7 protein-coding genes are annotated in these 14609 nt (G+C 72.5%); 1 reads left to right on the top strand and 6 read right to left on the bottom strand.

Annotated elements, in window-relative coordinates; translation table 11 throughout:
• Nucleotides 1–193 precede the first annotated feature (193 nt).
• Entirely contained in the window at nt 194–475 is a 282-nt protein-coding gene (locus tag GXP76_RS02410) for a chorismate mutase (protein ID WP_242569705.1), read from the top strand.
• Nucleotides 476–1155: 680 nt separating this feature from the next.
• Here the strand turns inward: GXP76_RS02410 and GXP76_RS02405 are convergent.
• The 6 genes from GXP76_RS02405 to GXP76_RS02380 all read right to left on the bottom strand — a co-directional run bounded on the left by GXP76_RS02405 (nt 1156) and on the right by GXP76_RS02380 (nt 14294).
• Nucleotides 1156–2997 (bottom strand): GMC oxidoreductase, encoded by a 1842-nt coding sequence (locus tag GXP76_RS02405; RefSeq protein ID WP_242569704.1) that lies wholly within the window; start codon nt 2995–2997, stop codon nt 1156–1158.
• 18 nt (nt 2998–3015) lie between these two features.
• Nucleotides 3016–4620, bottom strand: coding sequence for a succinic semialdehyde dehydrogenase (locus GXP76_RS02400; RefSeq protein WP_242569703.1), 1605 nt, complete (start codon nt 4618–4620; stop codon nt 3016–3018).
• 145 nt (nt 4621–4765) lie between these two features.
• Nucleotides 4766–6502, bottom strand: coding sequence for a serine/threonine-protein kinase (locus GXP76_RS02395; RefSeq protein WP_242569702.1), 1737 nt, complete (start codon nt 6500–6502; stop codon nt 4766–4768).
• 240 nt (nt 6503–6742) lie between these two features.
• A complete protein-coding gene (locus GXP76_RS02390; RefSeq protein WP_242569701.1) occupies nt 6743–8515 on the bottom strand; it encodes a protein kinase in 1773 nt (590 codons plus the stop codon).
• 163 nt (nt 8516–8678) lie between these two features.
• On the bottom strand, nt 8679–11912 hold the full coding sequence (locus GXP76_RS02385) for a protein kinase (RefSeq protein ID WP_242569700.1): 3234 nt from the start codon (nt 11910–11912) through the stop codon (nt 8679–8681).
• Nucleotides 11913–12254: 342 nt separating this feature from the next.
• On the bottom strand, nt 12255–14294 hold the full coding sequence (locus tag GXP76_RS02380) for a serine/threonine-protein kinase (RefSeq protein WP_242569699.1): 2040 nt from the start codon (nt 14292–14294) through the stop codon (nt 12255–12257).
• Nucleotides 14295–14609: the final 315 nt, after the last annotated feature.

Here is a 14609-nt window from a genome sequence, read left to right as displayed (position 1 = left end):
ATACTGGCTGCCATGCGCGAGCACTCGACCTTCTTTACCTATGGCACCGGCCCGTCCGGCTGCCATGGTCGTGCCGCTTGAGCTGACAAGCGACTTCCCAGGCGCCCCGGGCCGACAAGGCTCGGGGCGTTCTGTGTTGTCCGGGCCAAAAGTCCGCCGCCCGGGGTCTCCCCTTCGTACAGAGGAGCCCTTCATGACCGTCACCGACCGCACCGGCGCCCGCACCGACGAGGCCGCCACCCTGATCGACGGCGCGCGTGAGCGGATCGACGCGCTCGACGACCGGATCATCGGTCTCGTGCAGGAACGGATGGCCGTCTCGGCCGTCATCCAGGACGCCCGCATCGCCTCCGGCGGGCGCCGGGTCAACCTGTCCCGTGAGAACGAGATCCTGGGCCGCTTCAGGGACGCGCTCGGCACCCCGGGCACCGCGCTCGCGATGACACTGCTGGAGCTCTCGCGCGGCCGGATCTGAGCGGGCCGGGCCGTACGGACATGGGTTCGGGCGCATCCTCACCCGTACGGCGCGTGACCGGACCCGCCGGGCCTTCGTTGGTCCCGATGTCCGTGTCAGCCAGGGGCGGGCCCGAACAAACCACGCGTGGCTTCGCTGGGGCGTGTGGCGTACCGCTGGTACGTCGTGGGACCTCGCCCCAGCGCGAGTGGCCGGTCGGCAGGGGACAGCATGCCCGGTCACCCCAAGAGCGGTCGGCACCGGGGACGCCCGGCGCCGACCGCATACGGATACGGATCCCCCCGTGTCCACCCGCTCGCCCGACCGCTCCTCCCGCTCCTCCCGCTCACCCGTCCACCGTCCCGTACTCGCGGCGCTCACCCCCCCCCGGCGCCGCGATCCGACACCGCGCGCCGCCCTGACGCCGCGGTGCCGGCGACAAGGGCCCCGCAGGCGCCCGTCCGACTCACCTCGGACCGGGCCCGCGGGGCCCTTGTCGCGCCCGGACACTTTGCCGCGCCCCGCCCATGTGACGCGCGCCACATAAGGAATTCGTGAAGAAAAGGGCAACCATCTCCCCAGGTCACGGGTCCTCCTTGCGACACAACGGACTCGCCTGTTCCAGATCCTGGGCGGGACCGCGTGGAGGCGCTGCACTCGGAGGGGGGTGCAGCGCCTCCCCGCTGCCGGGCGAGCCGCCGCTACCGCTTCTTCTTCGGCGGGACCGCCGGCATTCCGAGGAACGGCAGCTTCAGCGCCCCGAAGGCGGACGCCGGGACCGCCGGGGACTTCGGCGCGACCGGCTCCAGCCGTACGTACGCAGTCCCGGCCGACTGCTCCGGACGCGGGTCCTCCTCCCCCTTGTTGGGCCAGAAGGACATCGCGCGCTCGGCCTGCGCGGTGATGGTGAGCGACGGATTGACCCCGAGGTTGGCCGAGACCGCCGAGCCGTCGACGACCGAGATGCCCGGGTGGCCGTGGAGCCGGTGATACGGGTCGATGACACCGTGCTCCGCGTCGGCGCCGATGGGGCAGCCACCGAGGAAGTGCGCGGTCAGCGGCGTACCCATCAGCTCGCCGACGTTCGAGCCCGCGAAGCCGTTGATCTCCTCGGCGAGCAGGGTCGCCGTCCGCGTGCCCTCCGCTATCTGCTTGGGGTTGGGCGCGCCGTGCCCCTGGCGCGCCGTCAGCAGACCCTTCCCGACCCCGGCCCGCTTGCGGTACGTCGTCAGGGAGTTGTCGACCGACTGCATGACCAGACCGATGATGGTCCGCTCAGACCAGCGCCGGTTGGACAGTGAACGGGCCGCCATGACGGGGTGTCTGACCATGCCGCCGAGCCACCCCGCGATCCGGCGCCCGTTCTCGCTGTAGGGGACCTGGAGGATCGAGAGCGAGCCCATCGCGTTCGAGCCCTTGCCGTAACGCACCGGCTCCACATGGGTGTCGGCGTCCGGGTGGAAGGAGGAGGTGATCGCGACGCCGCGGGTGAAGTCCGGTCCGCCCGGAGCTCCCGCGCCGTGACCGTGCTTCTTCCGGTAGCGCCGGCCGGTGGTCTGGGCGCCCACCAGGGCCTCGGAGTTGGTACGGGTCAGCTCGCCGAGCCGGTCGGAAAGCCGGGGCAGCCGGCCCCGGTCCTTCATCGTGTGCAGCAGCGTCTGCGTCCCGTACGTCCCCGCCGCGACGACGACATGACGGGCCGTCAGTACCCGTGGCGCCGACTTGCGGCGGTGGGTGGGGACGGTCGAGACGCGATGGCCGCCGGCCGGGTCCTCGGTGATGTCGACGACGGTCGTCATGGGGCGGATCGCCGCGCCGGCCTGTTCGGCGAGGTACAGATAGTTCTCGTTGAGGGTGTTCTTGGCGCCGTGGCGGCAGCCGGTCATGCACTCGCCGCACTGGGCGCAGGCCTTGCGGGAGGGGCCCGCGCCGCCGAAGTACGGGTCGCCGACGGACGCGCCCGGCTCGGCCACCGCCGTACCGTCGGCGTCCTGGCCGTCGCCGAAGAAGACGCCGACCGGCGCCAGATGGAAGGTGTCACCCACGCCCATCGCCTGTGCGGTCGCCTTGAGATGGACGTCCGAGGGCGTCATGGTCGGATTGAGCCGGACACCGAGCATGCGCCGCGCCTGGTCGTAGTACGGGGCGAGTTCGGCCTGCCAGTCGGTGATGCCGGCCCACTGCTTGTCCTCGAAGAACGGCTTCGGGGGCACGTACAGCGTGTTCGCGTAGTTGAGCGAGCCGCCGCCGACACCGGCGCCCGCGAGGACCATGACGTTGCCGAGCAGATGGACCCGCTGGATGCCGAAGAGACCGAGGGCCGGGGCCCACAGATAGTTCTTGATGTCCCAGGAGTTCCTGGGGAGGGTGCCCGGTGTGAAGCGGCGGCCGGCTTCGAGGACACCGACGCGGTACCCCTTCTCGGTCAGCCGCAGCGCGGAGACCGCGCCGCCGAAGCCGGACCCGACGACGATGACGTCGTAGTCGTGGCCGTCTTGGTGGCCGTGTTCGCCCCGCTCGTCGGCATGGGTGTCCCGTGACATCGGCTCTCCTTCGTCGGATCAGCGCAGCCGGAAGGCCTTGAGCGCGCGCAGGCTCCTGGTCATGAACGCCGCGTACTTCTCGTCGTCCATGCCCATCGACGGAGCCATCGGCAGCACGCGCTGCTGCGCGACGGTCTGTACCTCGGTGTATTTGAGAATGCCCTCGGAGCCGTGCCTGCGGCCGAGGCCGGATTCCTTCATGCCGCCCATCGGGGCCCGGACGCTGCCGTACGCCGGGGCGTATCCCTCGTTGATGTTGACCGTGCCGGTGCGCAGCCGGGCGGCGACCGCGTGCCCGCGTCTGCCGTCGCGCGTCCAGACGCTCGAATTGAGGCCGTACGGCGTGGAGTTGGCCAGCTCGACGGCCTCGTCCTCGTCGCCGAACCGGTAGACGGAGACGAGCGGCCCGAAGGTCTCCTCCGTGCAGACCGACATGGGCGCCTCGACACCCTCCAGGATGGTGGGCTCGTAGAAGTACGGTCCGATGTCGGGCCGCGCCACGCCGCCCGCGAGGACCGTGGCGCCCTTGGCGACGGCCTCCTCGACATGGCTGGTCACGGTCCGCAGCTGGCGTTCGCTGACGAGGGAGCCCATGTCAGCGCCGTAGGCGAGCGCGCTGCCCAGCCGCATCGCCTTCGTACGGGCGACGAACCGCTCCACGAACGCGTCGGCGACCGACTCGTGGACGTACAGCCGCTCGATGGAGATGCAGAGCTGACCGGCGGTGGAGAAGCAGGCGCGCACCGCGCCGGCCGCCGCCTTCTCGATGTCGGCGTCGTGCAGGACCAGCATGGCGTTCTTGCCGCCGAGTTCGAGCGAGGCGCCGACCAGCCGGCTCGCCGCGCGCTGGGCGACCTCGCGGCCGGTGCGCGTGGAGCCGGTGAAGGAGACGTAGTCGCCGCGCTCGACGACCTCGGGCCCGATGACGGGCCCTTCACCGAGCACCACCTGGAACACCCCGGCGGGCAGTCCGGCCTCGATCAGCAGATCACGCGCCCACAGCGCGGTGAGCGCGGTCTCGGTGTCGGGCTTCATCACCACGGCGTTGCCCGCGACGAAGGCGGGCAGGGCGTCGCCGACGGAGAGCTCCAGCGGGTAGTTCCAGGGGGCGATCTGGCCGACCACGCCGCGCGGCTGGCGCTGCTCGGTGACCTTGGTCAGCAGGGGTACGGCGCCGGTGTGCCGCCGCGGCCTCAGATACGAGGCGGCCTTGAGCCCGTAGTGGCGCGCGGCGACGGCGACGGCCTGGACCTCCTCGTGCGCGTGCAGCCTCGCCTTGCCGGTCTCCAGCTGGACGAGGTCGAGCACCTCGGCCTGGCGCTCCAGCAGCAGGTCGTGGAAGCGGAGCAGGACGGCGGCCCGCCGTCGTACGGAGGTCGCCGCCCACACGGGCTGGGCGGCGCGGGCGCGCGCGAACGCCTTGGCGACGTCCTCGGGGGTGGACTCGGGCAGGTCGGCCAGCTTCTCGCCGGTGGACGGGGTGTGGTTCGCGGTGAGCCCGGAACCCACGACACCCCTGACGAGCTGGGCGAGCACTTCGGGAGTGACCACGTCGGCGGCGGTGCGCACGCCCGCGGGCACCGGAGCCACGGGATTGGTCGTGGGGGCCTGTGAGTCCGTCATGAGGGCGAGAGTATGCCGCCTCCGGGACTTTGGGTACCCGCGGGTAACACCTTTTCGCCACCTGCTCGCCGGCCACCCGCCGACCATCGGGCGGGCGGCCGTGAACGCGCCAGTGATCACTGGCACATAAGCCCTGATCAGGTACTCAGGGCAGGTACTTGCTCTCGATCTGCAGATGCTCGACCACGTCGGAGAAGAGTTCCTCCCCGTCCGTCACCGCGTCCCCCTCGGCCGGCATCGCCACCCGCAGCCGCCAGTGCACCTCGTCGGTGCCCGGGACGATCAGCTCGTGGTAGCGGTAGCGGATCGGATCCTCGGAGGAGTCCCCGTACGGCACGAAGTCGACGACGTTGTCGAAGGCCTTGTCCGAGCCCGCGAACGACGATTCCCGGCTCTCGTACTCCGCCTCCTTGATCTCCGTACCGTTGTCGCCGCCGTCCTCGTAGTACTTCTCCCACGCCGCCTTCTCGGCCGGCAGGATCTCGTTGTCCGGCTTCTTCTGGACCTGGTCCATGGAGACGGTGAAGACGCCGCTCGGATCCCGGAAGGTGACGCGGCTGTCCTCGGTCAGGCTCTCCTGGGAGCGCCGGTAGTCCTCCGGCACGGCGATCTTGGCGTCGAGGATCTCCACCTCGGAGCGGACCTCCCAGCCCTCCGGCAGTTCGTCGCCCGCGAACGGGTTGAAGAAGACCAGTCCCAGCACGAGGGCCACCGCGAGCACGCCAGCGCCGAGACCGTACTGGGCGGGGCGGTTGCGGTGCAGCACCGGCGGGACCCACTTGCTGCCGGCCGGTCCGCCCGCAGTGCCCGCGCCCTGGTAGAGCCTGGTCGCCTCCGGCAAGAGCTGCGGCGGACGTGCCACCGACTCCAGCACCGCCCGCACCTCGGCGGCGGTGGGCCGTGCCGCCGGGTCCTTCCGCAGGAGCTGCATCACGACCGTGCCGAAGGCGCCCGACCCGCGGGCCGGCATCTGCGGCTCGGCGGACAGCACGGCCTGGAGCGTCGCAGGGATGTTCGAGCGGCGGTACGGGGACATCCCCTCGACCGCCGCGTACAGCACGACGCCCAGCGACCACAGGTCCGACTCGGGCCCGGGGCGCTGGCCGAGCACCCGCTCGGGCGAGATGAACTCCGGTGAGCCGACGAACGCGCCGGTCTCGGTGAGTCCCTGCTGGCCCTCGACCTGGGCGATGCCGAAGTCGCTCAGCACCACCCGGTCGCCGCGCCCGAGCAGGACGTTGTCCGGCTTCACGTCGCGGTGCAGCACCCCCGCCTCGTGGGCGGCGTTGAGCGCGTTCAGTACGTCGAGCCCGATCCTGGCGGCCTCGCGGGGGTCGAGCGTGCCCTCCTGAAGACGGTCGGCGAGCGACTGGCCGCGCACCAGCTCCATGACGATCCACGGCTTGTCGTCCTCGACGACGACGTCGTGCATGGTGACGACGGACGGATGGTCGATCCTGGCCGCGGAGCTGGCCTCGCGCCGCATCCGCCGGTGTACGGTGTCGCGCTCCTGGGCGCCCAGATGCTCGGGGACGCGCGGCTCCTTGACCGCGACGTCGCGGTCCACGATCTCGTCGTGCGCCAGCCAGACCGTTCCCATGCCGCCGTGCCCGAGCCGGGAGACGAGCCGGTAGCGACCGCCCAGCAGACGGCCCACCGACGGGTCGGGTTCGGCGGGGGTGTGGTGCCGGTTCGCCTGCGTCGGCTGGTACGGGGAACCGTGGGGGGCCTGGGGCGGCACCTGCGGCGGCTGCGACTGCCCGTGGTGCGGCTGGTACGGCGGCTGCTGTTGCCCCTGCGGCGGCTGGTGCTGCCCCGGCGGCTGCGGCGGGCGGAGTCCGTAGCTGGTGGGCTCGTTCGCCCGTCCCCCATCGTTCGTCATGCCCACATCCTTACGGATGGCGCGCCGCGATAGCCACCGGGGGACGACAGCGGGTGCAGAGCCGTGACATCGGCTCCGCCAGGGCCTGTCTTTCGGATCAGGCCGGATCAGGGAGCGGGGTCTGGTGCGTGCGATCGCAAGGCGGAGGAGGGAGGCATGGCGGAGCCATGCCGACCGACGACAACGCGGCGAACGTGCGTGCCAGGGACCGCGAGCCCGGCCTGATCCGAAAGACAGGCCCTAGCCGCCGGAGGTGCCCGCCTGCCAGCCGCCCAGGATGATGTCGAACTGCGACCGGGACCAGTCCGCGGCGGGGCCCGACATGTAGAGCGCGTACTCGGTCGAGCCGTCGGCCGAGAAGAACATCTGGTCGATCGCGCGGCGCGGGCCGACGTAGACCTCCTTCTCGTCCTTCTCGGTCCAGGTGAACTCCCACAGCGCGGCCTTCGTCTGGCCCCGGAAGGTGTTGGGACCCAGCTCGATCCGCTGGTACCCGGGCAGGCCGTCGACGTTCTTCTCCATGTCCTTCATGTGGTGGTACGGGTCCTGGAAGTCCGGCGAGGTGTCCACGGCGATCCGCAGGAAGTGGACGCCGTCGTCGGGGGTGTAGTCGATCTGGTCGCCGTTCATCTGCCGCTCCCAGCCCTCGGGGACGAGGAGACTGAAGCCGGCGGGATCGTCCACCCGCTTCCATCCGTCCGGGACGGGGGCGGAGTCGGTGTCGGTGTCGGTGTCGGTGTCGGTGTCGGTGTCGGTCCCGGACGAGTCGGCCTCGTCACCGGAGCCGGAGTCCGAGCCGGAACCGGAGTCGCCGTTCGCGTTCTGGTCCTTGCCGTCGTCCGGGTTCGCACCGGCGCTCGTGCCGGGATCGTCCTTGTCACCGGCCTGCTGGAGCGCGTAGTAGCCGACGCCACCGCCGATCAGCGCGGCGGCGACGACCGCGACGAGCACGGCCCGCCAACGGCCCTTCCCGGCGGACGGGTTGGTCTGCGGCCCGGTCGGCTGCTGATAGGCGTTCGGGGGCGTGTGACCGTACGGCGAGGGGTACGGCGCCGGGGCCTGCTGGTGCTGGTACTGCGGGTGGTGGCCCCCGGGAGGCGGTGTGTGGGACGGGGACGGCACGGGACCCGCGGCCTGCCGCCGCTCCCCCTCCGTCACCCTCGACGTCGGCGCCTCGGGCTCCCGTCCGTCGAGCACGTCCCGCAGCATCCGCTCGGTCTCGGCGGCGTCCGGGCGGGCCTCGGGGTCCTTGTGGAGCAGCGCGGCGATCACCGGGGTGAGCAGCCCGGCGCGTACGGGGGCCGGCGGGTCCTCGGTGACGACGGCCTGCATGGTGGCCACCGCGGACGTACGGCGGAACGGTGACGTGCCCTCGACCGCCGTGTGCAGCGTCGCGCCCAGCGCCCAGAGGTCGGAGGCCGGTCCGGGATCGTGGCCGCGCACCCGCTCGGGCGCGAGGTAGTCGATGGAGCCGACGATCTCACCGGTGCGGGTGATGGCCGAGTCGCCCTCGATGGCGGCGATCCCGAAGTCGGTGAGCAGTACCCGGCCGTCCCGCGCCAGCAGGACGTTGCCGGGCTTCACGTCGCGGTGCAGGACCCCGGCCCCGTGCGCCGCGCGCAGCGCGTCGAGCACCTGGAGGCCGATCCGGGCCGCTTCCCTCACCACGACGGGGCCGTCGGCGACCGCGTCGGCGAGCGAGGGGCCGTCGACGTACTGCATGACGATCCAGGGCCGGCCGCCGTGGTCGAGCACGTCGTGGACCGTCACGACGGCGGGGTGGCTGATCCGGGCCGCGGCCCTGGCCTCTTTCTGGGTGCGGGCGTGCAGTACGGCGCGGTCGGCGGAGGTGACGTACAGGGCGGCGGTCAACTCCTTGATCGCCACGGTCCTGTTGAGCAGTTCGTCGTCGGCCCGCCACACCTGGCCCATGCCGCCGCTGCCGATGGCCTCGGCCAGTTTGTAGCGCCCGGCGAGCACCAGTCCCGCGCGTGTTTCCACAGACTCTTCCACGTGCCCCCGCCTGTTCCTCGGAATCACAGGTTACGGAGCGGACGCGCGGACACGGAACCAGGGCCCCGCGCCTGAAACCGCACCGTGACACAGACGAGGGAACGGGCGGGGGGGGTTCGGAACAGGGCGTACTCGGCCCGTCGCCCTGCGGCCTGTCGGTCCGTCAGCCGGTGATCCGGTAGGAGCCGATGGCCTGCTGGTAGATCTCGGAGACCTTGTCCCGCTCGTCCTCCGGGCCGATGACCTGGATGATGTGGTAGCTGTCCTTGACGATCATGGCGAGATTGCGGACGTAGACCTCCTGACCGCTGCTGTTCTGCCAGGTGAACTGGCCCTCAGCCATCGGCTGTTGGCCGACGTCGATCCGGCGCAGCCCCGAGGAGGTGGCCCAGGAGGAGTCCCGGAAGGGCTGCAACTCCCGCTCCTTCTCCCGCTGGTAGGCCAGGGGATCGTCACCGTTGTCGGCCACGGTGTCCCGGCCCGGCACCACGATGAGTGTGAAGTCGCCCCGTCCGTAGCGGACTTGACCGCTGTCGTTGATCGGGCGGCGCTGCCAGCTCTTGTCCACGCCGATGTCGAAGCCCTCGGCGTCCTCGCGCAGGACGTAGCCGTCCGCGAGGTCCGCCGGCGGCCCGGAGGTCTGCGGCGTCTTCGAGGAGTCGGGGTCACCGGGCTTGTCGCCGCCGCTGTCCGGAGTCGTGTCGGGGTTCTGCGGCTGCGGTGTGCCCGGCGCGCTCGGGTTCGACGCGGCGCCGTCCCCCGAGCCCTCCTCGCCCGCCTTCGGCAGGAACATCACGGCGAAGGCGATGGCCGCGACCATCAGCGCGAGGATCACGACGAGCAGGACGCGTCCGAGCGAGCGCGGCCCGCGCGAACCGCCGCCGCCCGACCGCTCGCGCGGCTCGCGGTACTCCCTGTCGCCGAAGTCCTCGTCCCGGTGGTCCCGTTGGCCGTAGGCGCGCTCCTCGTGCTCGCGGCGCGGCTCGACGTACGTCTCGCCGTGCGAGGCGCGCGGCGCCCCGCGCTGCTCGGACCTGCCGCCCCTCTCCTTGCGTTCCCTGCCCTTCTTGTGGCGGTGCCTGCCGTCGCCACGGCGGCCACGGCGCTTGCGGACCAGCTCGCCCTTGCGGCGCACGATGGGCAGCCGCTCGTCCACGGAGGGCACGGCGACCACGTCGAGACCGGCGTCGGGCTCGGGGGCCGAGCGCACCAGCGAACGCAGCCAGCCGCGCAGCTCCTCGAAGTCCGGCCGCTCCGTGGGGTCCTGGCGGAGCAGCGACTCCACGACGGGGCGCAGCGGGCCGCACTCCTCGGCGAAGGCGGGCGGCTCGGCACAGACGAGCTGGACCAGCTCGGCCGCGCTCTCCTCCGGATACGGGGCGTGGCCCTGGACGGCGCGGTAGAGCAGCGCGCCCAGTGCCCACAGGTCGGTGGACGGGCCGATGGGCGGGGCGAGTTGCCAGTTCTCGTGCACCGGGCCGGCCTGCTCGGGTGCCCAGCGCTCGGTGACGGCGCCGACGACGGCTATCCGTGCCTGGCGGGCGCGTTCGGCGGCGAGCGGGGTCGCGGGACCCCGGTACGCGGGGGTCGTGCCGCCCGCGACGACCTCGTCCCAGCGGCCGGCCGGTACGGCGGGGCCGGGGACCGCGGGCAGGTTCGGGGACTGCCGCCGGGAGTCGGCGCGCATGGCGTCGCCGGTGCCTGAGCCGTGCCAGCTGCCACCGCCCGTTCCGCCGCCGCCTGTTCCGCCGGTGCCGCCCGCGTCCGCCTGGCGGAGGTACGGGGACGAGCCGCCGGCCGGGGGCAGCGCGGGAGCGTCGTGGCCGCCCGGCGACCGGCGGTAGGGGTCGCCGCCGCCCGCGGAGAGCGGGCGGGAGCCGTCACCGGCGCCGGTGGGACCGTCGTGCCAGGTGCCGGCCAGCTGGACACGGCGGGGCGGGTGCGGGTCGTCGTCGTCCGTGTCGTGGTCGTCGTCGGCCCGGTCGTCGTACGGCCGGTGGCCGGAGGGGTCGATCTCGCGGGGCGGCATCGCCCACCAGTCGGGGTCGCGGCCCTCGCCCTGCGACGGTCCGGCGGCACCGGCCGAAGGGCCGCCCGGCGGATTGTCCGGCGAACCGCTCCGGCCGGGCGCCGAGGGGTCCGACAGATGCACGGGGCGCTGGACGGGCAGGGTGCCGGTGTCGCGCTGCTGGTCCTCGGTGACGCGGGCGGCGGCGCGCGCACCGGCGCGGTAGGCGGCGATGGCTCCGGCGCGCGCGGCGCGGGTGTCCGCCGGGCCGCTGCGGGAAGGGTTGGCCGGCAGGGCGGGCTGTCCGGTGTACGGGACGACGGGGGCCGGAGCCGTACCGCCCCGCGTGTCGGGGCCGTCGGGGCCGTCCTGACCGCCTTCGGTGTCCGTGTCCGGGCCACCGGTGTCCGGGCCGCGGCCCGCGACGGGCCGCCCGAACGCGTCGGTTCCGTAGGGGACTTCGCCGTACGAGCGGTCACCGTACGACCCGTCGCCGTACGAGCCGTCCCCGTACGGACCGTCGGCGGAGCGGGCCGTCTCCAGCGCGGCACGGCCCGGCGACGCGGGCCCCACCGGTACGCCCAGCGCCCCGGTGCCCGGCGGCAGCGCCTCGGAGGTGCCCGTACGCCCGCCCGGGATGCCCACGACACCCGGGCCCGCGCCCGGCAGGCCCGCCGTCTCGGGGCCGTCCGTGGCCGGTCCCAGCTCGGGGCCCGGCGTCCGCGCGGCGCCCGGCACGGGACCCGGAATCTCACCGGCGGGTCGGTGGCCGGCCTCGAAACCGCCCTCGCCCGGCGTGGGCGGGACCGGCATGTAGCCGCACAGCGCTTCCTCGGCGGCGCCCGCCGCGAGGCCGGTGAGCACCACGCGCCCGTCGTCGCAGACGAGCACGGTGCGGATGGTGATGTTCCGGTGGGTCCAGCCGTGGGCGTGCAGCACCCGTACGGCGGTGAGCACGTCCGAGGCGATCTCGGCCGCGCGGTAGGGGTTGAGCGGCTTCTCCGCGAGCAGGGCCGCCAGCGGCCTGGCCGCGACGAGTTCACTCACTATCCACAGCGACCCGCTCTCGGCGAACACGTCGAAGACCTGGTCGAGCCGTGGGTGGTCGGGGATCTGGGCGGCGCTCTGCGCGGCGTCGATCGCGCGCCGGACCGCCGGGTCGGTGGGCCTGCGGGTCGTACGGCCGCCCGAGACCCGCCGCGCGGCCGCCGCACCGTCCGGGTCCACCATCTCGGCGTCCACGACCTCGGGCAACGGCACCTGCCTGACGAGGACTTCCTGCCCGCTGTACGTGTCGAACGCACGCGTCTCGACGAGGTCGAACTCGTCGGACGGAGGCAGGGGCAGGCGGTAGCGGTCGGCAAGCACCCGTCCCGCGTAGTCGTCCACGACGCCTCCCACCAAGCGCGCTGTCCCTGGGTCCCCGGGTCATCGGAGACCTCGCGAAACCGCCAATTCCGGTCGTTTACCGGCCCATTGTGACTGCGTACGGTCCGCGAGTTCTCACGATACGTGGCCGCACACAAATATGCCGCCGGGTCAGGGCAACACAGGTCCTAACCTTCCCGGCAACCCGGGCCCGTACGCCCCGGCGCACCGGGCCGGTACCGGCCACGGCCCGTTCCGGGTCATGACGCGGGCGGTCTCACAGAGAGTCGCATCAATCACCGGAACGGGTTGTACCGCCCACGAGTTCTCGCCACCGCGTCACGTTCACGCCGCGAGCCGCTGTCAGTCGGTCGGCTTGAAAGTGCTGTACGCCGTCTCACGGAGCGTCCGGCACTCGTCGTCGTCCCAGTCGCTCGCCTTGCAGGTGATCATGATCGCGTAGCCGTGGGTGGCGTCGGCCTTGAAGCCGCGGTTGAGCACCCGCACGCGCTCGCCGCCCTGATCGCGTTCGAATCCCCAGTCGGCGACGGTGGGATATCCGTTGAACTCGACGGACGTGATGCCGAGGCGCTTGTAGTTGCCGAGGCTGCCTTTTATCTGGGTTTCGAGCTGCTCCCAGGCGCGCTTCGCGTCGTTGCTCGGCTTGGCGTTGAAGTCGACCTGGATACGGGGGAATTCACCGTCCTCGCTGTAGATGCCGCCCGAACTCTGCCCGGCCGTACCGGTACGCCTGAAGTCCTCGGGCATCGCCATGGAGAAGTGGAACTGCTTGTCCGTGACCGTCTTGAAGTCCTCGGGCACGCCCTTGCCGTCCGAACCCGGGCCGGAGTCCGAGCCGTCGGAGCCCGGCCCGGAGTTGTCGGTGCCGGTTTCACCGTCGGAGGGCTTGCCGTCCGACGGCTTGTCGCCACCGCTGTCCTTGGCCGAATCCTGCTGCTCGTCCTTGCCCGACGTGTCGCCGGTGCCGCCCTTGGCGTCGTCACCCGCTGTCGCGCCGGCCGACGCCGCGGTGTCGTCCTTGCCCGTCTCTCCCCCGGCCCCCTTGTCGGAGTCGCCGTTGAGCGCGACGACCAGGACGACGGACAGGACCGCCAGCGCGACGACCGCCGCGATGATCATCAGCGTGCGGCGCGGGACGACATCGGTGAGCGACGCCCGCGTGGTCGTGGTCCCGGCCGTGCCGGTGGCCGGCGCCGGGGCGGCACCCGGTGCGGAGCTCGACATGGCGGCGGCCGAACCGCCGGCCCCCGCCCCGGCTCCCGCACCCGCGACCGGCGCCCTGCCCGGCTTCGACCCGGCACCGGACGCACCGGACGCGCCCGAGGCGGCGGCCACGCCGACGCCCCCGGCGCCTTTCCTGGTCCGGCCCTTCGACCGGGGAGCGGGCTCCGGGGGAAGCGGCGGCAGCTCCACCACCCGCGTCGCGTCGGCCGCCGGCTCGGGCAGCTCAGAGGGGTCGGGGGTGTCGATGACGTCCTGGAGCAGCGCCCGCGCGCCCGCGTCGTCGAGCCGCAGCGCCGGGTCCTTGGCCAGCAGGCCGTAGATGACCTCTTCCAGCGCGCCCGCGTTCTTCGGCGGGTCGAGCGGTTCGGTCATGACGGCGGTGAGGGTCGCGATGGCCGACCCCTTGTCGTACGGCGGGCAGCCCTCGACCGACGCGTAGATCAGCCCGCCCAGCGACCACAGGTCGGCGGCGGGGCCGGGCTTCTTGCCGCGGGCGCGCTCCGGCGAGATGTACGAGGGAGCGCCGACGAGCATGCCGGTCGAGGTGACCGAGGGGTCGCCCTCCACCTGCGCGATGCCGAAGTCGGTGAGGACGACGCGTCCGTCCTCGGAGATCAGTACGTTGGACGGCTTCACGTCGCGGTGCAGGATGCCCTCGCGGTGCGCCGAGCGCAGCACGTCGAGGATCGCGAGCGCGACCTCGGCGGCGCGCTTCGGGGTCAGGACCCCGTCCTCGCGGACGACTTCGGCGAGGGACTTGCCCTCGATGAGCTCCATGACGATCCACGGCCGGTCGTCCTCGTCGACGACGTCGTAGACGGTGACGGCCCCGTTGTTACGGATACGGGCGATCGCCTTGGCCTCGCGCAGCGTCCGCGTGATCAGCCGGCGCTTCTCGTCCTCGTCGATGCTGGTGGGGAAGCGCAGTTCCTTGACGGCGACCGTACGGCCCAGCGTCTCGTCGACAGCCCGCCACACCGTGCCCATTCCGCCGCGGCCGAGCACCTCGCCGAGCCGGTACCGTCCCGCGAGGAGGCGCCCCTCGGTGGTCCCGTCGGCGCCGCTCCCGGTGTCGTCCGTGTTGTCCGCACCGTCAGTGCCGTCAGTGCCGTTCCGGGGCTTTCGCACCGTGTCCCGTGACTGCTCCGCCTCCGCCATGCGTCCCCTCTGCGATCCCTGGTGTCCGCCCGCGCCTGACGCCTGCCCGCGCTCGGCGCGGTAACGCGCCCTGACAGAGCCTTCATTGTCCCTCACTCCGGCGTATGCGATGGTCCCGGGTCCGGCATCAGCCGGGACGAGGACCCACGCGGGGCGCGGTGAGGGGCCGTTGGGCCGGGTGCGGGGGATGGCGCCGCTGGTCATGCCCCTGTTCGGGGCTCGAACAGGGGCGCCCGAAACAATCCCCTGAAGGATCGCATCAGGCACCCCTGTCGCCTCACATCACCTCAAAAGCCCCTCCGGGGCACTCCCGCA

It is taken from the genome of Streptomyces sp. NP-1717, from assembly GCF_022695985.1.
GTDB lineage: Bacteria > Actinomycetota > Actinomycetes > Streptomycetales > Streptomycetaceae > Streptomyces.
Note: the sequence above shows the minus strand (reverse complement) of the source record. Positions and strands in the feature narration are given on the sequence as shown.

Bases quoted from the DNA above. Each gene is read 5' to 3' on its own strand.
- GXP76_RS02395 (WP_242569702.1), bottom strand. From the start codon at position 6,502: ATGACGAACGATGGGGGACGGGCGAACGAGCCCACCAGCTACGGACTC.
- GXP76_RS02410 (WP_242569705.1), top strand. From the start codon at position 194: ATGACCGTCACCGACCGCACCGGCGCCCGCACCGACGAGGCCGCCACC.
- GXP76_RS02380 (WP_242569699.1), bottom strand. From the start codon at position 14,294: ATGGCGGAGGCGGAGCAGTCACGGGACACGGTGCGAAAGCCCCGGAAC.
- GXP76_RS02400 (WP_242569703.1), bottom strand. From the start codon at position 4,620: ATGACGGACTCACAGGCCCCCACGACCAATCCCGTGGCTCCGGTGCCC.
- GXP76_RS02405 (WP_242569704.1), bottom strand. From the start codon at position 2,997: ATGTCACGGGACACCCATGCCGACGAGCGGGGCGAACACGGCCACCAA.